Raw genomic sequence first — 26,992 nt, forward strand, 5'->3', positions numbered from 1 at the left:
TATTTAGCGGAAATGATTCAAACCAGCGTAACAAAAATATTTACACCCGTATGAAAAATTTTGGCAGTCAGTATGAAAGATTTTGTCAGCTGGCTTGAGTTTGTTATAGCTAGAACCGAAATTTTTCCGGGATAACAACCACCATTTTGAAGGAGAGTATGTTTATGAAGTTCAAACGAACGTCATATCTGACTCGTTTAGCAGCATTAGGCGTGGCTGCGGCGACGCTTATGGTACCGCTTGGGCAAGTTCCTGCGGCATTTGCAAAAAATGATAATGAAACTAAAAAAGATGGGAATGCACTTGTCTCTAAGATGCTTGATTCATCTTTAAAAGCTAATAGTGAGATTAAGTCTATAGAAGATTTACGCCATGTTAATCCAACTCTTGCTAAAGCTTTTGAGGATTACAGTAAAAAAGATCAATTTAATAAAAATTCAAATGCTCAAGTAACTGTTGTTGTTACGTTGAAAAATTATCGTTCGCAACTCACGGATGCTGACGAAAAAGCCAACATTCATGAGCAGAATGTTTTAATTAACCGCGTAAAGTCAAAGTACAATATGACGGTTCGTCGCCAAGTTGGTTATTTAATGAGTGCTTTTGAAGCTACTCTCCCTGAAAAACACGTTCAAGATTTGAAACGTGAGCCAGGTGTAGTTTCTGTCGCAAAAGAACGTTTATATCATCCAATGGAAAATTATGCTCGCGATTTACAAGGCGTGCAGACGGTGTTTAAAAAGCATCACCTCGATGGAACCGGAATGCTTGTTTCTATTATCGATACGGGCATCGATCCAAATCATCAAGATATGAAGCTTGACGATTCAGCAAAAAAGAATCTTCGCTTGAAGCCAACTGGTAAAGGAAATACAACAGATAAAGTTCCTGCAGGTTACAATTACGCTGATGAAAATACTAATTTCACAGACGCTAATGGTGAACAGCACGGTATGCACGTTGCCGGTATTGTGGCTGCTAACGGCGATGAAAATGGTGCTCCAGCATCTGAAAATCATCGTGTTGATGGCATAGCTCCAAACGCTCAGCTGCTCGCTATGAAAGTCTTCTCAAATGTGCCAGGTTCGCATGGTGCTCGTGATGTTGATATTGTTGCTGCAATCGAAGATTCTGTAAAGCTTGGCGCAGACGTTATTAACATGTCTCTCGGATCAGATAACGGTTTCGGTGGAACGTCAAGTGCTACTAGTGTCGCGTTAAAGAAGGCTCGCGAAGCTGGTGTGCTTCCAGTTATTTCTGCAGGAAACTCCGGCTTGAACTTCTCTGAAAGCGGTGGCATAGATGATAGTTTAGGCAAGTGGGATGATGCAACTATTGGTTCACCATCTTCTTATCCTTCTGCTTTCAGCGTTGCTTCTGTAGAAAATTCCAACATTACTCAGCAGTCTGCAAATTGGGTTGGAAAAGATGGCAAGTCACATACTTTGCCGTACAGCTATTCTATTGGTTCTTTAACAGATGCACTATCTCAGCATGAACTTGTGGATGCTAAAAAAGCTACTAAAGCTGATGTTAAAGATCTTGATCTTACCGGTAAATATGCTCTTGTAGAACGTGGTGGAATCAGTTTTACTGAAAAGTTTAATAATGCGATTTCTAAAGGTGCTAAAGGTGTGATTGTTTACAATCACGACAAAGATTCATCCTTATTCATAGGAATGGGCGGATTGGAGAAAATCAAAAATTGCTTTGGTGCATCTATTCCTCGTTCTTATGCATTGGAAATTAAAGCAGCATTAGATAAAGGTGAGAAAGTAAAGATAGCTTTCACTGAACAATTCGTTACTATCGCCAATCCGGATGATGGGAAGCCTTCTAGCTTTACTTCTTGGGGTCCAACTCCAGAATTTGATTTTAAACCTCAGATTGCTGGTATCGGTGGTAATGTTTGGTCCACGCAGAATGGAAATAAGTACACCAGCATGTCTGGTACTTCCATGGCTGCTCCAAACGTTTCCGGTCTTTCAGCGTTGGTGATGGAAAGCTATAAGAATCGTTTCCCTGAGCTTAACAAGTCTGAAATGGCTACCCGTGTAAGCCAAGCATTAATGAATACAGCAAGTATTATTGGACATAAAGATTCTGCAAATAGTAAGAAAATTCCTTATGCTCCTCGTCAAATCGGTGCTGGCTTAGCTCAGGTAGATAAAGCTGTTGCTACTGACGTGATTGCAACAGTAAACGGCAATTCGTATGTGGCTCTTAAAAACGTGAATTCTAATCGCGAGTTTACGGTTACTTTGCATAATTATGGTAAGACTCCAGTAAAATTTGCTGTCCCAGATCAGGAAGTTGTAAATGAGTCTAATGAGGCAAATAAAGATACAGTAACCTCTATTAGTGATACTGAAACGTTGCAATCAAAAACGCGTACAGTTACAGTAAAGCCTGGGAAAACCGCTGATGTTAAGTTTACGTTAAGTCCAAATAGTTCTAAAGGCAATCATTATATTGAAGGTTGGGTGCGATTTGAATCGCTCACTGATTCTCAACCAGATGTTTCTGTGCCATATCTTGGCTTTGTTGGCGATTGGAATGATGAACCTATAATGGTAAAACCGGGAGAAAGCTATAGTGCAAAACATAGTGATCTTACGACATCGTTGCTTTCGGTAGCTGGTTTTATGGGTAAACTTCCGGTTAATAATGAAACTAAACCTTATGTACTTGGCGAATTTTCACCTGCAAATCAAGATGGCTGGATGGATTATGTTGTTCCATCTATGGCTATATTCCGCGGTGCATCTGACATAAAGTATTCTGTATTGGATTCTCATAATAAAACTAAGATTGTTCTTGGAACGGAACACAATGTGCATCGTTCTACTATTGCTAATGCTGGAACAACAGATGGTTTAGCTGGAAATTTCGACGGGTCTGTGTGGAATCCAAAAACAAGTAGGTTTGACATTCTTCCTGATGGATGGTACACGTATCGTATTCAAGCTCGCTTAGGAGATAAGTTTGATTGGCAAACTTATGATATGAAGGTAGCAATCGATAATCATGGACCTAAGGTCACAGTATCTGATCGTGATGATAAAGGCAATGTGAAGATTGTTATTAGTGATGAATTGAGTCCTGATCCTGGCGTGCCAACTATTCATCTTCCTGGTGTAAAGGATGCTTTGAACTATGGTGATGAAGACACTCAATGCCCGTTGAATGAAGCAACTCGTACGCGAGTGTGCAAGTCTATTCACATTGGTAATGAAGCTCAATACATAGATGTGCTTGTTCGAGACAATGCTATGAATCCAACTGAGGTTAAGAAGGTATTCGACACATATGTCCCGAATGGTTCAGGAAAACCTGAGAAGAACAAGAAGTTTATTATTCCAAATGAACAAAAACTTACTTCTCACCAAATTAAAGCAAATCAGTTAGAAGAAAGTAAGACTAACCCAGATATTAATGGTAAGTTCTATCTTGAGGGATATCTCACTAAAGATGTTGCTTCTATAAAAGCTTATGTGACTCCTAAAGACGGTAAAAAGCAGGAAGTCAAATTAGCTAAAAAGCGCAAGGGTGAGAATACTTTCTATGCGTTTGTGCCACTGAAAAATGGCAAAAATACTGTAATGCTTAAAGCTTTTAATAGTAATGGTGACCGTATTGGCAATAAGAAACTTGAGTTAACGTTCAATGCGCAAACACCTAAGATTACTGTTAATGGCTTAGATGATAAGGGTAATTTGCCTGTAGGTGCAGATGGTAAAGTAACTGTTGCTGGTAAAGTAACTGATACTCCTGGAGATACTGTAAAGCTAAAGCTTACTTATCAAAAGGCTGCTGACAACACTACTCCAGCTAATGCAGTTGCTGGTTCTGTAAACAATCATGCTTCTGGTTCTGCTTCTGGATCTACTACTAAAGCTGTTTTTGGCGCTAATACAACTTCAGCAACGAGTATTGATGCAAATGTGAAGCAAGCAGATGCAGCTGCAGCTAGTAAAGAAACTGAAGAAGTAGTAACTGTTGGCAAAGACGGTAGTTTCAAAACAGTTATTACTCCTGCCGCTAAAGCTGTTATGGTAACTCTTGTAGCTACTGATTCTGCTGAAAACACTACAACTATAGGTTTGGCTCTCGCTGGTCGTTCAACTCCTACACCTAAACCTGCAGCTGCAACAAAAGATTTCGTGCTTACTAATGCTGGCTCTATGGGTTCTTATGCGTGGTTAATTCATAAGAAGAATTATGGTCCAGACGTTATTGGCTCTGATTACTTTGTTGCTCAAGGTGATGTGAGTTCCAAGGTGACTAGCGTGGTGTTTACTCCAGCTTCGCGTTTTGATGCTACAACTAAAAATCTTGTAACTCCAAACCCATTGCGTGCTGAAATTAAGAACGGAAAGTTTAGTGTAAAGCTTCCAATGCATCCGGGTATAAATGATTTCCGCTTGCAGGTGAATACTAAAGCAGATGACGAAGATGCTGATGAAGACGATGAAACGAATGTAATCGATACTCCTGCAGCATTCTACTTCGACATTACGCCTCCAACAGCACATTTCGATACTCCGAAACTGTATGGTCACACGTTGTTCACCAATCGTGACACAGTGACTTTCAGTGGAAATGTATCAGATGATGCTTTCGGTCAAAGTTTGCGAATTAACAACGATTCCGTTGGTGATTTCTACACTTTGGATACGAATGGTAAAGAAACAACTCGTCGCCAATTCTCAACTGACATTCCAGTAGACAATGGTGATAAGTTGCTGCTGCACTTAAGTGATCAGGTTGAATCTCATTTACTTAGTGTGATTCCAGTTGTTCTTGACGAAACGGATCCTACTGTTGAAGCAGGTTTGGTTGAAGGTGAAGAAATCGATGATGGTCACGAAATTACTGTTAAAGCAACAGATGATAATTTGAAGTCTTTGCGCGTTATGGTTGATGGTCGTCCAGTAGCGTATACAGAAAATTATCTTCCAACTACAGCAGTAGAGAACACATTAGTGGATGTTTCTAAGGTTAACGATAATCCAACTCCAGATAAGCCAGGTTCTACAACATTAACGTTGAAGATTCCTACTAATAAGTTGACTGATGGTTCTCACACTATCACCATTGAGGCGACCGATTTTGCCGGTAATACAGCAAGCGCCACAAGTGATAATGCAAAGGGAGCTACTGCATATACATTCAAAGTGAAGCATGGTGTGAAGCCTGGTGAGGATCCGTCTAAGCCTGGTGAGGATCCGTCTAAGCCTGGTCAAGATCCAAAGAAGCCTGGTGAGGATCCGAAGAAGCCTGGCGAGGATCCGGCTAAGCCAAAGAATCCAGGAACCAAGGATGAATCAACTCAAACTGATTCTGCCCCAATTCCTCCTGCTTCTACAGAAAAGATCTCAAAGACTATTGCTGGCTTAGAAACCAAGAATGTTACAGCTGGAAAGGAAGTAAAGATTTATGTTTCTGGACAGCCTAAAGCTTTGAAGGAAGCCAAAGCCGATGCTCGCATGTATGCGTTCATTTACTCTGATCCTAAGGATCTTAAGGGTGAAGATGGTCATGAATATGTGACAGTGCGTACTGGTGAGAACGGTAAGTACTATTTCAAGGTTTTGATTCCTAGCGGATATTCAGGTAAGCACACAATCTTACTTATGGATGCAAATGGTAACCAGATTGCTTCTGGAGAGGTGTCTGTATCTTCCTCTGCTTCTTCTGATAGTGGCAGCCAAACTGATTCTGATAATCAGAATAATAAGAATAATCAGAACCAGAGTGGTAGCGGTAATACTGGTAACGCTGGTAATACTGGTAATAGCGAAGGTGGAAGCTCAGGTCACGGTAAGGATAGTGGCAACAACGGTGGCAGCACTAGCGGTAGTGCAAGCGGTGATACCAACAATGATAGCCGCGGTGGTAATCATGGCGGTAGCCACAGCTCTAATCATGGCGGTAGCCACAGCTCTAACCACGGCGGTAATCATGGTGGAAAATCCTTTACTACTGGAGGTAATTCCAGTAATAATTCGGAGTCGTCCTCAAAGGATGATGCGGATTCTACTAATGCAGGCGCATCCGCTGCATCCGGCGATGCCGCTGCCAATGGCAATGCAAGTTCTGCCAATGGCAACGCAAGTGCTGCGAATGCTAACGCTGCTGCAAAGCAGAAGGCTGCCGCTAAGTCTGCCGCCAAGAAGATGACTTCTGATTTGGCGATGACTGGTAGCAGTGTAATTGGCATGGTTGTGACGTTTATGGTGCTGCTTGCAAGCGGTGCTGTAACGTTTAAAACTCGCAGCCGTCATGTGCGCGCAAGAAAGTAAGTAAACAAAATAAATAAATAACATAAATAAACAAAGAGCACTTTTCATCTTCTAGTAAGATGGGAGTGCTCTTTTTGTATGTAATATATTTTGGAGAATAATCCATAGTTTGTTTTACATATTAATTTGCTTCATCATTCATTCACGTGGATACTCGTTCGCTCTCCAAATGCGAGACAAGTTCCCCGTGTTTGGAGCAAAACACAACCTAAAACCCTCCAAATGTGAGAAACTTTCCTCGCTTTTGGAGTACCACACAAACCTACGTTTAGTAAACCCACCATCCAAAAACAACTGAGCTCTTGTTCTAAACAAACAAGAGCTCAATGAAATCACGTGTAGGAGCAACCTACACAGGTAAATTAGAGTCTACCACATCCCCTTAGAATTTGCGTTTGCCATGTTATATTTCGTGGCGAATGTCAAACTAAATGTGCAATAATGTACAATATTTTCATGTCTGCTAATACATTTTTTACTTTGCAAGAAGCGCAACAATTTTGTGGCGTGGCTAGATTTAATCGTTATATGCGCGATGCAAATAATGATTTAGGTACAGCTATGCTTATATGCAAATCGAATCATGAATTAGCAGGAATATTGCATGAGCAGATTGGATACGTAGAAATATGCGTGCGTAATTCAATTGATTTAGAACTTCGTAAACTTGCGTTGAAAGAAAAGCAAAATGAGGAATGGACCAATCCTCTGTATACGCCAGATTTGGTTAAAGATTTGATTGAAAATCAAATCAAGCAAGCGAGAGAAATTGCAGTTCACTCGCATGATGGTAGAAGTGTAAATCATGATGACATTTTATCTAAGCTCATGTGGGGAACATGGGTAAAGCTTGTTGGATCTTCAGAAACAAAAAATAGCAATCGCATTCAACAAAAACTTTGGAAAGATGCTGTAGGCAATGCGTTTCCATTTGTGAACTGTTCAAAAATGAATAAAGAGTACGATGAGGATAGAAGAATAATAGCAAAAAATCTTATTTATATTAAAGAGATTAGGAATAAAGCAGCTCATTTTGATAATTTATATAACATAGCTAGGGGAAAGAGGAATCTTACGAACGCACTGTTTACGCTACTTCATGCGGTTAATAAGTCGTTTACAACTGGATGGATTGATCCCTCAAAAATACGTAAAGCTGCTAATAAATATTTGGAACTGATGATTGGTGTTGATGATTAATACTGATGATTGGTGTTGATGAAGTAAACGGTATGAAAGCAAATGCGTAAGTTGCGCGAACTACCTGCCTGAGCGCGCGCAATGCTGCGCTCAAGCATGTCGTCGCGCCTGCGTTTGGAGAGCAAAAGTAGCGCCAACCCTCCAAACGTGAGATAACACTCGCGCGAGCGTAAAATTTAGGTCATTTACACCTATCGTCGGTTGGCTGAAAAATTTACGGTTTATATTGTGCAATGCACCAACATTAGTTGGTAAATCGGCAATATTTTTTTAAAAAACATTGTCAAAATGCAAGGTTGTTGAAAAATTCTGTAAATTATATGTTAACTACAGATTTTTTACATGTTACTTGCGGAAAAGTGTTTGCGAGAAAATGGCGTAACTTAGCCATTTTCCTATCCTAAATATAATTTTTTCAAATTTTATTTGTGAAATTAACAAGTCAAAAAAATTTTTTCTCTTTAAACAAGTGCTAGAGTATATGAAAAATATTTTGTTGCACTTGCAAAAATGCACCATTACTTGCTGTTTGCATGGGGGGGGGGGGTATGCCTCTTATGCGATATTTAGCGGAAATGATTCAAACCAGCGTAACAAAAATATTTACACCCGCATGAAAGATTTTGTCAGCTGGCTTGAGTTTGTTATAGCTCGAACCGAAATTTTTCCGGGATAACAACCACCATTTTGAAGGAGAGTATGTTTATGAAGTTCAAACGAACGTCATATCTGACTCGTTTAGCAGCATTAGGCGTGGCTGCGGCGACGCTTATGGTACCGCTTGGTACAGCAAATGCTAAAGACAATAGTGCTGAGAACAATAATCTCGCACAAGTTGTAAATCAAAAGAATAAGAATAAGAAGAATAAAACTACTAAATATCTTGATCCTAAGATTGTTAGCAGAATAGTTAATAATCCATTTAATAGGACTGGTACTTCTAATAAGCCTGTTACTGTTATCGTTACTTTGAAGAAACAGCCAAAACTTCCTTCGAAAGAATCTGAAAGCAGTAATAAAGCTGACCAGAATCGTCTTATTGGAAAATGGTCTTCAAAATATGGCATGACAGTACGTCGCCAATTTGGTTACCTGATGAATGGTTTTGAAGCAACATTACCAGCTAACAAAGTTGCGGCTTTACGTCATGAACATGAAGTAGCTTCTGTTGCAAAAGAACGTTTGTATTACCCTCTTGAAAATTATGCTCGCGGCTTGCAGGGTGTAAACGAAGAATTTAAGAAGCGTGGACTTGATGGAACTGGGATGCTTGTGGCTATCATCGACACTGGTATTGATCCAAGTCACCATGATATGAAGCTTGATTTCAAAGCTGAAAAAGCTCGTAAGATTCAGAAGACATTCCCGTCTAATGGTGTAAAGTTCACTAATAAAGTTCCTGCTGGATTCAACTATGCTGATGAAAATTACACTATTACAGATAGTGGTGCAGAGCAGCATGGCATGCACGTAGCTGGTATTGTGGCAGCTAATGGTGATGATGAGAATAAGCCAGCTGATAAAAACGGTCATATTAACGGCATTGCTCCAAATGCTCAGCTACTTGCAATGAAAGTATTTTCAAATAAGCCGGGAGCGCACGGAGCTCGTGATGCTGATATAGTTGCTGCAATTGAGGATTCTGTAAAGCTTCATGCAGACGTTATTAACATGTCTCTCGGCTCAGATAACGGTTTTGGTGGAGCTTCTAACGCTACATCTCTCGCTTTAAAGAAGGCTCGCGAAGCTGGTGTGCTTCCAGTTATTTCTGCAGGAAACTCCGGTTTAAGCTTCTCTACATCTGGAGGAACTAATGATGCATTAGGAAAGTGGGATGATGCAACTCTCGGCTCGCCATCTTCTTATCCTTCTGCTTTCAGCGTTGCTTCTGTAGAAAATTCTTATATTATTCAAACCGCTGGTTCATATACGGATAAAGCTAATAAGACAACTGAGATTCCTTACTCTATAGCCTCAGGAAAAGCTGATGGTAAAGAACATGAGATTGTGAATATCGGTCTTGGCAAAAAAGATGAAGTTAAGGATTTGGATCTTCACGGAAAGTACGCTTTAGTTGAACGTGGCGCAATAGCATTTAGTGAAAAATTCCAGAATGCTATTGATAAGGGTGCTGATGGTGTAATCGTTTATAACAAAGCTGGCGATTCGGCACAGTTCCTCGGCATGGCTGGAGTTGATAAGTTCACATGCTTTGGAGCATCAATTCGTCGTGAAGATGCTTTAAAGATTGTTGATGCACTCAAAGCTAACGCAAGTGGTACAGTTAAGGTTTCCTTCTCTGATAAGACAATGGGCATTGCAAATCCTGATAAGTTGCATCCTTCTAGCTTTACTTCTTGGGGTCCAACGCCAGAACTTGATTTTAAGCCTCATATTGCTGGCATCGGCGGTAACGTGTGGTCTACTCAGAACAACAACAAGTACACTAATATGTCTGGTACTTCTATGGCTGCTCCAAACGTTTCCGGTCTTTCAGCTTTGGTGATGGAAAGCTATATGAAGCGTTTCCCTAAGCTTTCTCCAAAAGATCGTGCTACTCTTGTTGAACAAGCCTTGATGAATACGGCTGAGATTCTCAATAATTCCAGCAATGTACCATTTGCTCCTCGTCAAATCGGCGCTGGCTTAGCTCAGGTCGATAAAGCTGTTGCTACTAACGTGATTGCAACAGTCAATGGCAATTCGTACGTGGCTCTACGCCAGGTTAATGGAGATCGTAAGTTCACTGTTAAACTGCATAATTATGGAGATAAGGCTGTAACTTATGAAGTTCCTAAACAAAATGTTGTTAATGAATCTAATAATGCTAATGCAGAAACTACTACCTCTATTAGCTCAGAAACATTAGCTTCTTCGACTAATACAGTTACAGTAGATCCTAAGTCAGAAAAGGAAGTAGAGTTTACATTAACTCCAGACGTGACTCGCGACCATTATGTTGAAGGTTGGGCGCGTTTTACTTCAAAGACTTCTGGGGAACCAGATTTGGCTGTTCCATATCTTGGCTTTGTTGGCAATTGGGATAAGGAACCAATTCTTGTAAAGCCTGGTGAAGAGTATCTTCAAAATGCAATTAATATGACTACTTCGCTGATTGCTGAAAGTTATTTTGGTGATGTGCAAGTTAATGATGAAGCTCCTGGTCATTTAGAATTTTCTCCAAATGGTGATGAGTTATTCGATAAGATACGACCATCATTAGCATTATTCCGTAATGCAAGTTTAATACAGTATTCTGTTTTGGATAATTCTGGTAAGACTGTTGCAGAAGTAGGAGAGGAACATGACGTTTCTCGTTCTAATTTCTCAGAATTATTACGTGATCCAAGAGCATTAAATAGTTCTATTGATTTTGATGGAACTATTTATGATAAGACATCTACTGATATTGCGCATTTTAATAAGAAACTTCCTGATGGCAAATATATTTATCGAGTAAAAGCTTGCTTGACTAAGGATATGTGCCAGACGACTGATATGCATTTTAACCTTGATACTAAAGCTCCAACCGTTACAATTAGCGAACCTGATAGTGATGGTAAAATCACCATTACAGCTCATGATGAGTTAAGTGAAACGTTGAGTGATCCAGGTGTAAAAGTTAATGGTAACAGTGATTATGTCAAGGTTAATGATAATGACTGCAGCGAAACTCATGACGCAAATGGCTATACTCGCACTTGCAAGGTTAATGTAGGTAAGGATGCTTATTACGTCAATGTCAGTTTGCATGATGGCGGTTTCAATGAAACCAATACTTCCAAAGTGTTTAAGGGATTTGCTAATAAAAAGATTCTCATAAATAATGAGGTTAATCTTAAGAATATTGGCATTAAGGATGTCACTGCTAAAAAAGATAACGGTGTTGATAAATATAGCATCGAAATCTCTGGACGTATTGCTGATGGTTGCAAGGATGTGAAAGCTTATGTTCAATCAGGAACTGAAGCAGAAAAAGAATTAGCTGTTAAGACAGATGATTCTGAATTTAGCTTTACAGCCCCTATTAAACAAGGTGCTAATACAATAAAAGTTAAGGCAAAAGGTTCTGATAATAAAGAAGTGGTTGAAACTCTTGCAACTAATTTCGACGGAAAAGCACCAACAATTAAACTAACTAATGCAGATAGTAATGGGAATGTAACAATTGACCAAACTGGTGCAGTAGAAGTTAAAGGTGAAGTTAAGGACGAAACTACTCCAAAGCAGAATCTCACGCTTACTGTCAAGTATAATAAAGATGAGGTTATTGATGGTGAAATTCAGGCTAAACAAGTGGAAGAGCCTGTAACTGTTGGTTCTGATGGCTTATTTACTGTAAAAGTTATTCCATCTGCTAGTACATATTCAATTACTTTGGTTGCTAGTGATGGAGTTAACACAACTACTCAGGATGTAGGTTTTGCTAATCGCGTTATGCCAACAAAGACAAAGGCAAAGCTTTATAATATTTCACTGAGTAATGCTAACGGAATAGGATCATACAACTGGATTGTTCCTGGAGATAGTGGTACTTCGCTCGATTCATTTACTGCAAAAGGCAAAGTAAGTAACAAAGCTACAGAAATGCTATTTACAAAAGCTAATCGAGTTAAAGATGATGGTTCGGGGTATGAGGATTTTGATCCTATAGCTGCAACAATCACTAAGTCCACTAATGCGAATGCTGATTCTGCATTCACGGTAACTCTGCCAATGCATCCTGGAATAAATGACTTTAGGATGATTGTCAAAGAGGGAAGTGATGTGGTATTAGACACTCCAGTTGCTTTCTATTTCGACAGACAAGCTCCAGAAGTAATGTTTAGTACTCCAAAGTTGTATGGCGACAGAATATTCACTAATAAAGATACTGTGAAATTCAAGGGTGTTATTAGTGATGATTTTGCTGGCTATACTCTTAAGATTAATAATCTTATTGCTTCAGACAACTTCAGTACTGATTCTAAAGGCAAAGAAACTAATGCTCAGAGCTTCGATAGAGATGTTGAAGTTAAAAATGGAGAGTTTGTGTTAATCCAAGCCATCGATCAGATGTCTAGCGCACTGTATGGTCGTGCTCCTGTTGTTGTTGATAAGGATGCTCCTTCTGTGACACTTGGAATAAAGGACAATGATCGTGTTGAAGCAAATCGTAAGATTTCTGTAACAGCTAAAGATGATCATTTGAAGTTATTGCGAGTGAGTATTGATGGTAAAGAAGTAAATCATGCAAGTAATGGTCTTAAAGAAACGGATATTAAGCTGAGTAAGAACAATCCTTACGATGCTACTTTTGCTGATCTGAAAGATCTGAAGAATCCACTGAAGGTAGATGTTGATTTCAATTCACTCTCTGCCGGAAAGCACTCAATCAGAGTTGAAGCTGTTGATTATGCTGGTAACGTTGCAACGAAGAATACTTCCGCAGAATTCTTCGTTGAAAAGAAGTCGAATGATGGTCATGGAAACGATCATGGTTCCTCTTCTGTAACTGTCAATCCTCCTTCCGCTTCAACTCCAGCACCTAAAGCTCCTGAATCTACCGCAAAGCTAGATCAGTCGCTTAAGGGAAGCCTTGTTGCTGGTGAACACATGAATGATGTTGTTCGTGCTGGTAAGAGCAATCCTGTGAAGTTGTATTTCGCTGGCATGGATGCTCCTGCTAAGGGTGATGCTGGCTCTAAGTCTCACAAGACTAAGGTCTCTTCTGCCACGAGCGAGTTCATCAAGGAACTTAAGAAAAACAAGGTTGCTTACGCTTATGCTTACATGTATTCTTCGCCTGTGTTATTGAAGGGCGCAGATGGATCTAAGTATGTGAAAGTAACTTTGGATAAGAATGGTCAACCTCAGTTTAATGTTGTGATTCCAGCTGGCTACTTCGGTAAGCATACGATTGTTTTGCTTAACGATAAAGGTGAGCAGCTTGCTTGGGCTAACGTGTGGGTTGTTCCTGAGAATGCTACAGCGTTCGATGAAACAGTTGCAGAGATTAACCTGAAGTATTCGGAGCTTCATTCTGGTACTGGATTCGGCAACGGGCTTGGTACTGGATTTGGTAACGGATTAGGTGCTGGTTCTGGATTTGGCACATTTACTGGCACTACTTACGTTGGTACAGACGGAAATGCCGCCAGCGGAAGTGGTAGCGCAGGTGCTGCATCCGGCGATGCTGCTGCCAATGGCAACGCAAGTGCTGCGAATGCTAACGCTGCTGCAAAGCAGAAGGCTGCTGAAAAGGAGCAAGCTGCCGCTAAGTCTGCCGCCAAGAAGATGACTTCTGACTTGGTGATGACTGGTAGCAGTGTGATTGGCATGGTTGTGACGTTTATGGTGTTGCTTGCAAGCGGTGCTGTAACGTTTAAAACTCGCCGCCATCATGCGCACGCAAACAAGTAAATAAACAAAATAAGTAAAAAAGTAAATAAACAAAGAGCACTCTTCATCTTCTAGTAAGGTGGGAGTGCTCTTTTTGTATGTAATATATTTTGTGGAATAACCTGAATAACCCATATTTTGTTGTATGTAATATATTGCGAATATTCTAATTGCTCCATAAATTTTAAGGTTAAAATAACGTAATTTTAGATATTTTTCGCAAAATCTTTTAAATCTTAAATAGTGGTTGAAATCTGCCTTGGGGGGGGGGTATAGTTGCAAGAACTGTGGCTGCAATTAAGAGAGGTTTTGCAGTGCTGTGTGGTTTCTGATTTTGTAATGATGACTACACAAATTTTGAGAGTTTGAACTTAACGAAGGTGATTAGAGATGTTTCCGCAGCGTCGTCGTAACAGTCTTTCTAAGATTATGCGCGTAATTTGCGGTTTCACGTCCTGCGTGCTGACTCTAGCAACTCTCGCGATTGTGCCTATCACTCCGTCGAGTGCTTCAACCGAAGAAACAGTTAAGACTTCAGCGAAGGCTGGTACTGGGGAGAAATCCGGTGCTTCGGAGCAGGGGGACAAGACGAAGGCTGAGCCCAAGACTGAGCAGCAACAGCCTGTTAGTAATCTTGAACAACATACTTCCGCAACGGCTAATACAAATCCTAAGAACGAAGTTTCCAATAAAGATAAAGAAGCTGATCAAAACAGTAAAAATAAAAAAGCTAAAAACGCTGCTGAAGCCGCGCAAACTGGTTCGAACGGTGACAGAAGTTCTACCAACACTACCGAAAACGGAGCGCAATTCTATAATCCTGAGTATTTACGTACTCTGAATATTGTTGCTGGAAATCTTTCTACAAGTGCAAACAATAAGTCGGGCGCTCCTAGGAGTAAGCCAATTCACGGCAATAGGAAAATTAAGCGTGGATATCTTCCTGTTGGTACGCGGTTTGAAATTAAGCCAGATGCAAATGATAAAGAAGACGCGTACGAGTGGGCTAATTTTGAAGGCGAGCAATGCGCTGTAGCCAATGATGCGTCAGCCAATAATAAACAGTGCAAGGAAACGAAAGCTATTCCATCCGATAATTCAAAAAGTTATGGCGTTATAACTTTCCGTCCAAATAGGTGGACTAAAGCAGGTCGTTACAAAGTGCATGTAATTGTGCACTATCCAGATGGAAAATCTACTTCCGATGATGCAAATGCTGGAAATAGCAAAGGTGGTAAGCCTTCGCCTGTTTATGCAAATGTAGTTGTTACGCGATTTGATCCTCACGATAGTGATTTACAACTTTCAATAATTAGCAAAGACAAAGAAGATTTGAAATATGGACAATCTGATAACTCAGATTTAGTGTTATTGGCTGGTCAAGAGGTTAAGAAAACCACTTTTGATGCTTCTGCGCATTTTGGCATAGGCAATATTAATCAGCGTGTGATTTGCTATAAGAAAGATAAGAATGGAAATCCTGTTGATGGAAAATACGAGTCTGGTGGAATTAACGGGCTTGAATTAAAACAAGATGCTAACGTAACAGTTTGGAAGCATGCCAGTTACGATCAGCAAAAGAAGTGCTTTGATGATCCTGCTAATGGCTGCAAGATGGATGATTTACTTTATGACGATTACGTGTACAACGAGTATGTTAAAACACATCCGAATTTTGAACCTAAGCGAGTAAATGAGCGTACAGTAGGACAGTTTAAGGGAACTGTAAAGAAAACCGGTGATTTTGTGTGCAAAGTTTATGCTTTAAGAAATTCTGTTAAAGATGACGGCGCGCAAGACAAGCAAGATGATGCTTTAGTAAAGAAGTTTGATCAAATAGCTGCAGAAAAACACAATAAGATTGATGAAATTGATTCTGCGCTAAAGTCAGAAAATTTGTTTAAGTCAAGTAAAGGCATTACTTGGGAAGCTAAGACTTTGAACATTACTGTTCGCAAAATGTCTTACTATTATCAGCCTAATTATGGTGATGGAATTAATACTCTTCCAGGTCAATATGCGACTTCTATTGTGCCGCTTAACCAGTGCGGAGTTGGCGAAAATTGCAGTAAGAAGTTAGCTAGAACTCGTAATCTTCCTGACGGAACTTGGTTTGAAATAAAGCCATATAAAAATGATTCTGAGCATCCAGTTCCTGATTGGGCCTCATTTATTGATGAAGATGACAGTGATCAAAGTAACAAACCTACCAAAGCTGGAAGTGAAGTCGGAGAAGATAGTAGTGATGGTTCCGGCGCAGTGTACGGAAAAATTACTGTAAGAATGAGCACTTGGATTGAAACAGGGCATTACAATGTGCCAGTGGTTGCGCATTATCCTGATGGCTCCTCTTCAGAGGATGAAGATTCTAGTAACGAAGGTAAGCCTATCTATTTGAAAGTCTCGGTCAATAATTCTCCACGGATTAATAATGATGATTTAAAGTTACGTGTGACGACCGAAAAAGTTTCTGCTGATGATGAGTCTGACTCGCAAAACGACGATTATGGTGATGTAGATCCAGACCAGGGCATCACAATGATGCGCGGAATGCGATTTTTGAATCCGTATATTGATGCGTGGTCATTGCGTGAAGTGGGTAAGAAAATTTCGCTGAAAGTTTTGTGCACTAAGGTTAGCAAAGATAGCAAAGCTAGCAAAGACGGCTCTGTTAACGCTAATAGCTCTAGTGGTGTGGGTGTTTGGTCTAGTAGCGTTAATGGCTTGACTGCTCCTACGGAGAACCAAATTCATAATTGGGATCATATTAAAACTGTTGCTGAACTTGAAAAGTGCAAGAATAATTCAGCTTCGTGTGATGCAAGTCGTACCCTATTTAGACGAGACGTTGAAGCTAGCGATTGGGATGAAGAAAATCCATTCTATGCAGTCGAACGCACGGATTCGATTATTGGCGGTGCGCCTAAAGAAACGGGCGATTATCAATGCGTTGTGTATGCGTTGAAGCCGACTGCGCTTGCTGCTTATACAAATAAAGTGGGTAGCGCAACTCCCGTACAAAATGGCGATACTCTTCTTAACGGCGTCGCTGGTCTCGAAAAAGGCAAGGACTGGACGATGACCGCGGTCAAAATTCACGTTGTTGAGCCTTTTAAACTGCCAAAGACGGGATTCGCCGGCTGGAACATGATTCTTAGCGTTGCTACAACGATTTTCACAAGTCTTATGGTTATTGCGTTTGCTCTCGACCAAACACAGTGGGGGCGCGCATTTATGAAAAATTTTGTATACAGAAATTCTGCTCAAAAGGTCAGTGAAATAGCTGTTCAAAAGGGCACTGAAGTATCTGCTCGCAAGGGCACTGATATAAAGGAGAAGAAATGAATAATTTCACAAAACGATGCGTCGCCGCATTCGCCTCGCTCGCAATGGCTGGGACGCTGTGCGCGGCGGGTGCTGTGACAGTGTCCGGCGTTGCGTGGGCTAGCAAGCCTGATCCACAACAGGGTAGTCAACCTAAAGGGGGTAAGACTGGTGTTGATACTCCATCACAAGATGCAGTGCTTAAGTCAGCGCCATGGGAGCTTGAAGATACGGATAAGAATGCAACTTATTCCCTCACTATTTTCAAGTGGAAAGACGAGGTTGACTCAACCACAAAAAAGCAGAAGAAGTCAACTCCTGTTCCCGGTGCTAAATTCACTGTAAAAAAGGTGACGCAAATCGACGGTAAGGATATCGATTTAACCAAGTACGCAGATTGGGTTAAGGTCGCCAATCAGATTGATAAGCTTAATAAAAACACAGCTACTGTGACCACTGAAACTGGTAATGGCACCACTGTAAGTACTGATGCTACTCAAACTAAAGCAGCTGGTGTTGCGAAGTTCGATAATCTTAAAATCGGTCTGTATCAAGTTCAAGAAACAACAGTTCCAAAGGGCTTCTCTGCTGCCGAATCCAAGCCATTCTATATGACAATCCCAAGGATTGAGAAGGGTTCTGATGGCAACGTAGTCTACAACTATGCTCCATACGCGGATCCAAAGAACAAGGATTTGAGTGAGAGCGTTAAGAAGACTGTAGATCTTTCCAAGACTGTTGGTGCTGGAGATAAGATTTCCTACACCATTAGCGCTGAGCTTGACAAGATGAAGGAGACGGGTGCTGATGCTACGGCTCTTACTGCTACTGATTTTAACGGCTATTCTGTAGTCGATCTCGCTCCTGCCAATGCTTTTGTTTATCCTACTGACAAAACCTCTCATCAGGTTACTGCTGACAGCATTGCAAAAGTAGTTACAAAGGTACAACTTGGAACTGGCGATGCGCCTGCAACTAGCGATACGACGCTTCCTACTGCTGACTACACCGTTGCTAAAGACGCAAATCAAATTGCTGCTACAAGCACTGACGTTGCTCGCGATAAGATTGTTGTATCTTTCAATGATGCCGGTAAAGCTGCGCTTGCTAAAGCTGCAAACGACAATGCTGGCAAAGTTGTAAGGGTATTTGTCACCTTAGAGTTCACTCTTGCAGATTCTACAGTTCTTGGCAGCAGCACTGTTGCTAACAAGGGTGGCTTAATTCCTTCGCACACAACTGGTAATCCAGACGTTGTTGAAGGTAAAGTGTACAAGGAAGTGAAGTTCTCAAAGTTCAAGATTAAGAAGGTTTCTTCTACGGATCAAAGTGCTCTTGAGGGTGGAAAGTTTGTGATATTTGCTAATCCAAACGATGCACAAGCTTGCGCTACAGCAGTTAAAACGAATACCGATGTAGAGTCTAAGTGTGGTACTAGTAGTCCTCGCTCAGCTTTTGGAGAAAAAGCATCAGCAAAAGATACTGGTTTGACCGAAGAATATTCTGTAAAGCGTGATGAAGATTTCTACATCGTAGAAACTGCTGCTCCAGCCGGATACATTCGCAATCCTGATGTCGTTACAACTAAGGCAACTGGCGATGATGTAACATTCACATTCCAGAATCTTCCTACAAAGGATAAAGGCTTCTGGTTCAACCTTCCAAAGACCGGTGCTGCTGGCGTAATCATCTTCGCAGTTATCGGCATGTGCTTCGTTGGTTCCGGATTCTTTGTGTACATGCGTCGTCGCAAGAAGGAAGAGGAGCAGGCTAAGCTCCGCGCTTAGTTAATCCCTTTCTTTAAGCATTAACGAAAATGGGGAGTCGGGCGCGCGTTAACTAACGCTTTCCCGGCTCCTTATTTATTTATTGGAGGAATCATGAAGCTAGCTGATTTTGCAGAGTCTGCTCGCGCGCTATTTAAGCGGCTGACTCGTATGTGGGCTAATAAGTCCTCCAAAAGTGCGCAAGATTCCGCAAGCTCTGAAATCACTGCATCTTCCGAAAATACTGAATCTGCGCAATCTCCATCATCGCAAGAGCAGTCTTCCCTAAAACCAATGTCCCCACTTCGCAAGCTGGCTGAGCCGATTGCGCTTGTTGCTATTGGCATTTTGTGTTTCAGCTATCCTGTGGTTTCTACTTTGGTCAACAATCATGCTGCCAAGGAACTCTCAATCGAGTACGACAAATTAAATAAGGAAAAGCCTAAAGAAAATCGCGCGGAAATTTTGCGAAAAGCGCGTGAATACAACGCTCGCCACAAAGCAATTATTAGCGCGGACCCGTATAACGGCAATAACGATTACATGGACACTCCCGAGTATAAAGAGTACGAAAAAGTGCTTAGCGAGCCGATGGGGATTATGGGCATCGTGAAAATACCAAAAATCGGCGTGAGGCTGCCGATTTACCACGGAACCACTCAAGATACTCTCGCAATGGGCGCGGGGCATTTGTATGGCACGGATTTGCCGGTGGGCGGCAAAAGCAGGCACACGGTTGTGACGGCGCATACGGGTATGCCGGATGCCACGATGTTTGACGATTTAAACACGCTGAAAAAAGGTGACTACTTCTATTTTGATGTGCAAGGCAAGACTCTTCGGTACAAAGTGTTTCGCATAAATGTGGTGGAGCCGAACGATATTCGTTTGCTGCGGCGCGAGAAGGGGCGCGACTTGGCGACACTGATTACGTGCACGCCGTATGGAATTAACACGCACAGGCTGCTCGTGACGGGGTATCGCGTGCTGCCGGATCCTGCTAACGTGCCAGGCGACCATATGCAGTGGCCGCTGTGGATGACGCTGTTTGTGATATCGATGGTGATGTCTGCGGTGTTGATGGCGATGATGCTGGTTGCGTCGTTGCGAAAGAAGAATGGTGTGAGTAGTGTGCAAGGCAGGCATTTGCTGGCGGTTTCGCGCAAAATGCTGCGTAAGTTGCGGCGCAAGTAGCGCGAGAGTGTGTGCTGTGAGCGTTGTGACTGCGCACGTTTGGAGCGCAAAAGTAGCGCCAACTCTCCAAATGTGAGAAACTTTCCTCGCAAATGGAGCGTCTAACCCTCTGTAACCCTCCAAATGCGAGATGATTCTCTCACGTTTGGAGCGCTACGATTAAGCGAAAAGCGAGTCAATTGTACTGGTGTCTTATTGGATTGTTGGTCGTCAGATTGTGCTTTCTTAAGATAATAAAGAAAGCACAATCGTGTGCGCGCTTGCGCGTAAAGCCCACTGGGCTTTACGCATTATGCAAGCGCTACCGCATTAGTGTATCGAGAAGCGCACTGTGCTGCTTCTCGATACTCTAATGCGACACGCCGGCTTGCGTACGCTCTCATTCTGAGTATAGTAGTTACTCGGTTCGCGAAACGAGCCAAGATAACCAACGCCCCTTTAGCTCAGTTGGTTAGAGCAGCTGACTCTTAATCAGCGTGTCCAGGGTTCGAATCCCTGAGGGGGCACAAGCAAAACCCAAGCTTCACCGCTTGGGTTTTTTCGTATCTAATCCCTCCGTCACGCATATGCAGCAGCGCGCGTTTGTCCTTCTTTGCAGTCAAGCTGGAAACATGACCTCGTCAAATATGATGCCGCAATTATTCCAGGATGATGCCCATCTTGAACAGCCGCAGCCGTCGCAACAACCGCTGCTAAATTTAGCACAGTCGCAGCTAACAGTAGAGCAGCAGCCGCAACCGCTTACTCCGCAGCAAGCTCAGCCGCGCCAGCTTCCTCTGAAAGCCGCCGACACGACTGCCGAAAACCCGTGGCCTGTTGCAATCTTAAGCCAAAAGTTCCACAGTGCAGTAGAACGGTGGCCAGCAGCGTGGATTGAGGGTCAAATCGTCGAAATTAACATGCGCCGCGCATCTTCCGGCTACATCACTCTTCGCGACAGCAACGAAGAAGTGTCGATTTCCGTAATGGGCTTCAGTAATTTCGTGCAGCAAGCGCGCGATCTTCGCCAGGGTGACCGCGTAGTCGTTCACGGCAAGGCGGATATTTGGGTGAAAGCCACGCGTTTAAGCTTTGTTGCAGACGAAATCCGCCGCGTCGGTGCAGGCGACTTAAAAGCGCAAATTGACGAGTTGCGAAAAAAGCTTAAAGGCGAAGGCCTGTTTGACGCGGAGAATAAGGTGTCGCTGCCGGAATTTCCTAAGTGCATCGGTCTCGTGTGTGCTCCTCAAGCTCGCGCAGAGGGCGATGTTATTACTAACGTGAATTTGCGCTGGCCTGTTACGCGTTTTAAAGTTGTTCACGCGCACGTGCAGGGCGTGCAGTGCCCGGCGGATATTATTGCCGCAATCAAGCAGCTCGATGCAGACCCAGAGGTTGATGTTATTATCGTTGCCCGCGGCGGCGGTAGCTTTGAGGATTTGATTGGTTTTTCGGATGAAGGCGTGGTTCGGGCTACTGCTGCGTGCGTGACGCCGATTGTGTCTGCAATCGGCCACGAGGACGATTGGACGCTGATTGATTTGGCTGCAGACATGCGCGCTTCGACTCCTACGGATGCTGCAAAGCGCGTTGTTCCGGACGTGCGCGAGCAGTGGCAGCTTATTGATAACGCGTTGCAAACTATGCGCATGCGAATTTCTGCGCGCGTTGACAATGAGATTCGCCTCGTTGAAGGTTATGCGAATCGCCCGAGCCTTACGCGCCCGAGCACTATGCTTGAACCGCACGAGCGCTTGGTTGAGCAGGCTGTTGAGCGAATGCGTCACGGTTTGGTGCGACTTCTTGACGATGCGAGCTTGACTGTTGAGAAGGCTCACGCGAGCTTGACTGCGTTAAGTCCGCAATCGACTTTAAATCGCGGGTACGCTGTTGTGCAGCTCAGCGGTGGGCGAGTGCTTGACGACGCGGCTTTAGCGGAAGTTGGCGACGATATGACAGTTACGCTTAAAAGTGGCGTGGTACTTGGCAAGGTGACTGGTACTAAGGTAGCTGGAACAAAAGTAGCTGCCGGAAAGTCAGCTGGCGTGCAGAAGTCTGAAACAAAGTCTGCTGTAGTAAAGTCGGCTGCCGGAAAGTCAGCTGACGTAAAGTCAAGTAAGTAATTTTTTAGATATTTTAAATATTTTAGATATAACGAAAGGTTAGATATGAGCGAGAAAGTAACGAAAAAAGCGGAAGAAGTAGCGGCAGAAAGTAACGAAAGTGCAGAATTTGCAAGCACTCTTACGAAAGAAGAGCGCGCTGCGATTGAGGCGATGCCGTACGAAGAAGCTCGCGAAAAGCTGGTTCAGGCGGTTCAAGCGTTGGAAGCTGGCGGTTTGACGCTTGACCAGTCCATGCGTCAGTGGGAGATTGGCGAGGCGTTGGCAAAGCGCGCGCAGGGTTTGCTTGCCACTGTTCGCGCTAAGTTGGACGCGGCACAAGCGGAGCAGTCGGCAACGGCGGCTACAGCTGGTACACAATCGAATCTTGAATCTTGAGCGCGTAACCGACTTTTTCTTTACGCGCCTGTAAAGTTTTTGCCGTTTTGTCGCCTTAATCCGACCGAAACTTTACATGGTTGCACAGTTTTTGCCGTTTTATCGCTTTAATCCGACCGAAACTTTACGTCGCTGCACAGTTTCTGCCGTTTTTTCGCGCGCAAACGACTTTTTCTTTACGCGCCTGTAAAGTTTCTGCCGTTCCGATCAGTCGCCTAGCCTAAATTGTTGCTCGCATAATTGTGCGCGAATCACGCCATGGTGTATAATTGCCATTTGTTGCCTCGGTAGCTCAGTGGATAGAGCACCACTCTCCTAAAGTGGGTGTCGTCAGTTCGATTCTGATCCGGGGCACTTTTATTACTTGTTTGCTTTTGCTATGTCTCTTAGAACAAGTTGGACTGTTTTGGTATCTCCATCTTCTAGTGCGATAGCAAGATATTCATCAATTGCTTCCTGTGTGTCTAAGTATTTACTTGCGTCAAACGTTGAAAAACTAACCTTGTCCATCTTATTGTTCCTCGCGTAATTGTCCTGTCAATTTATATTAGCAAAGTTGCTAATGTTAGGGGATAGTGTTAGATTATTTCTAACTTAAGCGATGATCCGTTATCGGCGGGGAGTTTTCGGAAGAACGGCGAGTGTTCGTAAGATTCTCGCTTATTAGAACCGACGGGGTTGGCCCGTACAGCCAAACACGAGAGGCTATAAGAATAGTTCGATTGCGTTATGTACTTGCGTTATGTACTTGCGTCGCATATTCGCATTACGTAACTTACGTAACCTACGTAACTTGCGTTACGTAATCATCTTATAGCAAGCGAGGTGGTACCGCGGCAGCAACTGTCGTCCTCGCAGGGAAATATTCACCCTGTTGAGCGAGGAGAGCACAGTGAGCGAATCCACTAATCCAGCAGCAAACGCGTCCGAAAATACGTCCGAAAATACGTCCGCAAATACTTCCGCAAATACGTCCGTAAATCACGTATATCCAAAGGTAAGTGTTTCTGCATCAACGCAAGAAAACGCCGGCGCGCAAGTTGCACCAAATCCTTCCTTCCCAAAGCTTGAAGAATCCGTTCTTCAATACTGGGATGCAAACAACACTTTCCGCAAGTCAATCGAATACCGCCCGTCCGGCAAGGGTAGCCAAAACGAGTTCGTGTTCTTCGACGGCCCTCCATTCGCAAACGGTCTTCCTCACTACGGCCACCTGCTCACAGGCTACGCAAAAGACGTCGTTCCGCGCTATCAGACTATGCGCGGTCGCAAAGTAAACCGCGTTTTTGGTTGGGATACTCACGGTCTTCCTGCAGAGTTAGAAGCGCAGAAGGAACTCGGCATCGAGTCAGTTGAGCAAATCGAAAAAATGGGCATCGCAAAGTTCAACGATGCTTGCCGTGCCAGCGTTTTGAAGTATACGAACGAGTGGCAAAACTACGTGCATCGTCAGGCTCGCTGGGTTGATTTCGAGCGCGGCTACAAGACGCTGAACATTCCATACATGGAATCCGTAATGTGGGCATTTAAGCAGCTTTATGATAAGGGCTTGGCTTACAAGGGTTACCGCGTGCTTCCGTACTGCCCGAAGGACCAAACTCCACTTTCAGCGCACGAGCTTCGCATGGATGCAGACGTTTACCAGAATCGTCAGGACACCACCGTTTCCGTTGCCGTTAAGCTTCGCGACGAAGACGACGCTTACGCAGTCTTCTGGACCACTACTCCTTGGACCGTGCCAACCAACTTCGCAATCGTAGTCGGCGCAGACATCGACTACGTGGAAGTTCGCCCAACTGAAGGCAAGTTCGCAGGTAAAAAGTTCTACATCGGTAAGCCTTTGCTCGGCTCCTACACTAAGGAACTTGGCGAAAACTACGAAGTTGTGCGCGAACTTAAGGGCGCGCAGATGGCTGGTTGGCGCTACTACCCAGTATTCCCATACTTTGCAAGCGATTCTGCGCTCGCAGAGGGTGGCACTCCTGGTCCTAACGCTTTTACGATTTTCACTGCAGATTATGTTGACACCGCTGAAGGTACTGGCCTTGTTCACCAGGCTCCTTACGGCGAGGACGATATGAACACGCTTAACGCGCACGAAATTCGCAGCGTTGACGTGCTCGATGCAGGCTGCAAGTTTACAAGCGACTGCCCAGATTACGAAGGCTTGTACGTTTTCGACGCGAACTTGCCAATTTTGCGTAACTTGCGTGCAGGAGACGGTCCGCTTGCTCAAATGCCGGAAGATCAGCGCGCGTTGCTATTCCAAGAAAAAAGCTACGTGCACAGCTATCCTCATTGCTGGCGTTGCGCAACTCCGCTTATTTATAAGCCTGTTTCTAGCTGGTTTGTGTCTGTTACGAAGATTAAGAAGCGCTTGCTTGAGCTTAATCAGGAGATTAATTGGATTCCTGGAAACGTTAAGGACGGCCAGTTTGGTAAGTGGCTTTCTAACGCGCGCGACTGGTCGATTAGCCGTAACCGCTTCTGGGGCTCGCCAATTCCAGTGTGGGTGAGTGACGATCCAAAGTATCCTCGCGTAGACGTGTACGGCTCTTTGGAAGAACTTAAGGCTGATTTTGGCGACTATCCGCGCGACGACGACGGCAATGTGAATATGCACCGCCCGTATATCGATCGCCTTACTCGTCCAAATCCAGATGATCCTACCGGAAAGTCGCAAATGCACCGTATTACGGACGTTCTCGACTGCTGGTTTGAGTCCGGTTCCATGCCTTTCGCGCAATTCCATTATCCGTTTGAAAATAAGGAATTCTTCGAAGAGCACTTCCCATGCGATTACATCGTTGAGTATATTGGTCAGACTCGTGGTTGGTTCTACACGCTTCACATTATGGCTACGGCTCTATTCGACCGCCCGGCTTATAAGAACGTGATTTGCCACGGCATTGTGCTCGGTTCCGACGGTCAGAAGATGAGTAAGCATTTGCGTAATTACCCGGATGTGAACGGCGTTTTCAACGAATACGGTTCGGACGCAATGCGCTGGTTCCTCATGTCTTCGCCAATTTTGCGCGGTGGCAATTTGATTGTGACTGCAGACGGCATTAGGGATACGGTTCGTCAGGTTATGCTTCCAGTTTGGAGCTCGTATTACTTCTTCACGCTGTATGCGAACGCTGCAAACGGTGGTAAGGGTTACGATGCTCGTCGCCTTCGCGCGGATGAGGTTGCAGGACTTTGCAACATGGATCGCTACTTGCTTGCTCGCACGCGTTTGCTTGTTGAGCGCGTAGAAAAGTGCTTGAACGAGTTTGCGATTAGCGATGCTTGCGCGGCAGTAAGCGATTTTATTGACGTGCTTACGAATTGGTATATTCGTGGCAGCCGTGACCGCTTCTGGAATGAAGACGAGACTGCTTTCAACACGCTTTACACTGTGTTGGAAGTGTTCATGCGCACGATTGCTCCTCTTGCTCCTATGGAAGCTGAGGCTGTGTGGCGCGGTCTTACAGGCGGCGAATCCGTGCATTTGGCTGATTGGCCTTATTTGGTTGAGCCTGAGACTCTTTCGGATGGTGAGCCAAATCCTAAGGCTGGCGAAGTCACTGAGCTTGGCGCTGTTCTTGCGCACGACGATGCTTTGGTTGCTGCTATGGATAAGGTTCGCGAGGTTGTGTCTTCTGCGCTTTCGTTGCGTAAGGCGGAACAGTTGCGTGTGCGCCAGCCGTTAGCAAACTTGACTGTTGTTGCAGAAAATACTGCTGCTATAGAGCCTTACGAGCAGGTTCTTGAGCGTGAGCTTAACGTGAAGAATGTTACATTCTGCACGTTGCAAGATGCAAGCGAACACGGTTTGAAGATTGTTCACGAGCTTAAGGTGAACGCGCGCGCAGCTGGCCCTCGTTTGGGTAAGCAAGTGCAGTTTGCTATTAAGTCTTCTAAGAGTGGCGATTGGCGAGTTGACGAGTCTGGTGCTCCTGTTGTTCAGACTCCAAACGGCGAAGTTGCGCTTGTTGAGGGCGAGTATGAGCTTGTAAATCGCGTTGAGTCTTCGGATGCTCAAGCGGCTCAAAATACGGCTTCTGCTGCAATGCCAACTGGCGGTTTCGTTATGCTTGACACTGCTTTGACTAGCGATTTGCTTGCTGAAGGTTATGCTCGCGATGCTATTCGCGCTGTTCAAGATGCGCGCAAGGAGAACGGTTTGGATATTAGTGACCGAATCGCTTTGACTTTGAGCGTGCCAGCTTCGGACGTTGCTAAAGTTGAGCAGTTCCGTGATTTGATTGCGGAGGAGACTTTGGCTACGAGCTTCGAGGTTGTTGAGGCTGATTCTAGCGCAACTGATCTTAGCGTAACTCTTAAGCGTGCGTAAAAC

Annotated in this window: 10 protein-coding genes and 2 tRNA genes; 11 read left to right on the forward strand and 1 reads right to left on the reverse strand. The window is 43.6% G+C overall.

Annotation, left to right across the window (positions count from 1 at the left end):
• Window positions 1-164 precede the first annotated feature (164 nt).
• The 10 genes from HXT50_RS00035 (at window position 165) to HXT50_RS00080 (ending at window position 23,004) form a co-directional block, all read left to right on the forward strand.
• Window positions 165-6,305, forward strand: a complete 6,141-nt coding sequence (locus HXT50_RS00035) for a S8 family serine peptidase (protein ID WP_421776848.1) — start codon at window positions 165-167, stop codon at window positions 6,303-6,305.
• A 441-nt stretch (window positions 6,306-6,746) separates the two neighbouring features.
• The gene (locus HXT50_RS00040) at window positions 6,747-7,505 is read left to right on the forward strand and encodes an Abi family protein (protein WP_102155368.1); all 759 of its coding nucleotides are present in this window, start codon (window positions 6,747-6,749) and stop codon (window positions 7,503-7,505) included.
• Window positions 7,506-8,210: 705 nt separating this feature from the next.
• Window positions 8,211-13,907 (forward strand): S8 family serine peptidase, encoded by a 5,697-nt coding sequence (locus HXT50_RS00045; RefSeq protein WP_421776849.1) that lies wholly within the window; start codon window positions 8,211-8,213, stop codon window positions 13,905-13,907.
• A 369-nt stretch (window positions 13,908-14,276) separates the two neighbouring features.
• On the forward strand, window positions 14,277-17,231 hold the full coding sequence (locus tag HXT50_RS00050) for a hypothetical protein (protein WP_421776850.1): 2,955 nt from the start codon (window positions 14,277-14,279) through the stop codon (window positions 17,229-17,231).
• Entirely contained in the window at window positions 17,228-18,997 is a 1,770-nt protein-coding gene (locus tag HXT50_RS00055; RefSeq protein WP_421776851.1) for a SpaH/EbpB family LPXTG-anchored major pilin, read from the forward strand. Before HXT50_RS00050 ends, HXT50_RS00055 begins: the two co-directional genes overlap by 4 nt.
• A gap of 93 nt (window positions 18,998-19,090) precedes the next feature.
• Window positions 19,091-20,170, forward strand: a complete 1,080-nt coding sequence (locus HXT50_RS00060) for a class C sortase (protein ID WP_421776852.1) — start codon at window positions 19,091-19,093, stop codon at window positions 20,168-20,170.
• 432 nt (window positions 20,171-20,602) lie between these two features.
• A tRNA-Lys gene (locus HXT50_RS00065) sits at window positions 20,603-20,676 on the forward strand.
• A 120-nt stretch (window positions 20,677-20,796) separates the two neighbouring features.
• On the forward strand, window positions 20,797-22,272 hold the full coding sequence (xseA, locus tag HXT50_RS00070; protein ID WP_421777134.1) for an exodeoxyribonuclease VII large subunit: 1,476 nt from the start codon (window positions 20,797-20,799) through the stop codon (window positions 22,270-22,272).
• Between the two features lie 45 nt (window positions 22,273-22,317).
• Window positions 22,318-22,650, forward strand: a complete 333-nt coding sequence (locus HXT50_RS00075) for an exodeoxyribonuclease VII small subunit (RefSeq protein ID WP_004573891.1) — start codon at window positions 22,318-22,320, stop codon at window positions 22,648-22,650.
• A gap of 281 nt (window positions 22,651-22,931) precedes the next feature.
• A tRNA-Arg gene (locus tag HXT50_RS00080) sits at window positions 22,932-23,004 on the forward strand.
• 6 nt (window positions 23,005-23,010) lie between these two features.
• Here the strand turns inward: HXT50_RS00080 and HXT50_RS00085 are convergent.
• The gene (locus HXT50_RS00085) at window positions 23,011-23,160 is read right to left on the reverse strand and encodes a DNA-binding protein (protein ID WP_004105159.1); all 150 of its coding nucleotides are present in this window, start codon (window positions 23,158-23,160) and stop codon (window positions 23,011-23,013) included.
• 382 nt (window positions 23,161-23,542) lie between these two features.
• Here HXT50_RS00085 and ileS point away from each other — a divergent pair, with 382 nt between their 5' ends.
• The gene (gene ileS, locus HXT50_RS00090; RefSeq protein WP_421776853.1) at window positions 23,543-26,989 is read left to right on the forward strand and encodes a mupirocin-resistant isoleucine--tRNA ligase; all 3,447 of its coding nucleotides are present in this window, start codon (window positions 23,543-23,545) and stop codon (window positions 26,987-26,989) included.
• Window positions 26,990-26,992: the final 3 nt, after the last annotated feature.

Origin of the sequence: Gardnerella sp. KA00243 (assembly GCF_049244105.1) — a bacterium.
GTDB classification, from domain to species: domain Bacteria; phylum Actinomycetota; class Actinomycetes; order Actinomycetales; family Bifidobacteriaceae; genus Bifidobacterium; species Bifidobacterium leopoldii.

Bases quoted from the DNA above. Each gene is read 5' to 3' on its own strand.
- HXT50_RS00035 (WP_421776848.1), top strand. From the start codon at position 165: ATGAAGTTCAAACGAACGTCATATCTGACTCGTTTAGCAGCATTAGGC.
- HXT50_RS00045 (WP_421776849.1), top strand. From the start codon at position 8,211: ATGAAGTTCAAACGAACGTCATATCTGACTCGTTTAGCAGCATTAGGC.
- HXT50_RS00060 (WP_421776852.1), top strand. From the start codon at position 19,091: ATGAAGCTAGCTGATTTTGCAGAGTCTGCTCGCGCGCTATTTAAGCGG.
- HXT50_RS00085 (WP_004105159.1), bottom strand. From the start codon at position 23,160: ATGGACAAGGTTAGTTTTTCAACGTTTGACGCAAGTAAATACTTAGAC.
- xseA (WP_421777134.1), top strand. From the start codon at position 20,797: ATGATGCCGCAATTATTCCAGGATGATGCCCATCTTGAACAGCCGCAG.
- HXT50_RS00075 (WP_004573891.1), top strand. From the start codon at position 22,318: ATGAGCGAGAAAGTAACGAAAAAAGCGGAAGAAGTAGCGGCAGAAAGT.
- HXT50_RS00040 (WP_102155368.1), top strand. From the start codon at position 6,747: ATGTACAATATTTTCATGTCTGCTAATACATTTTTTACTTTGCAAGAA.
- HXT50_RS00055 (WP_421776851.1), top strand. From the start codon at position 17,228: ATGAATAATTTCACAAAACGATGCGTCGCCGCATTCGCCTCGCTCGCA.
- HXT50_RS00050 (WP_421776850.1), top strand. From the start codon at position 14,277: ATGTTTCCGCAGCGTCGTCGTAACAGTCTTTCTAAGATTATGCGCGTA.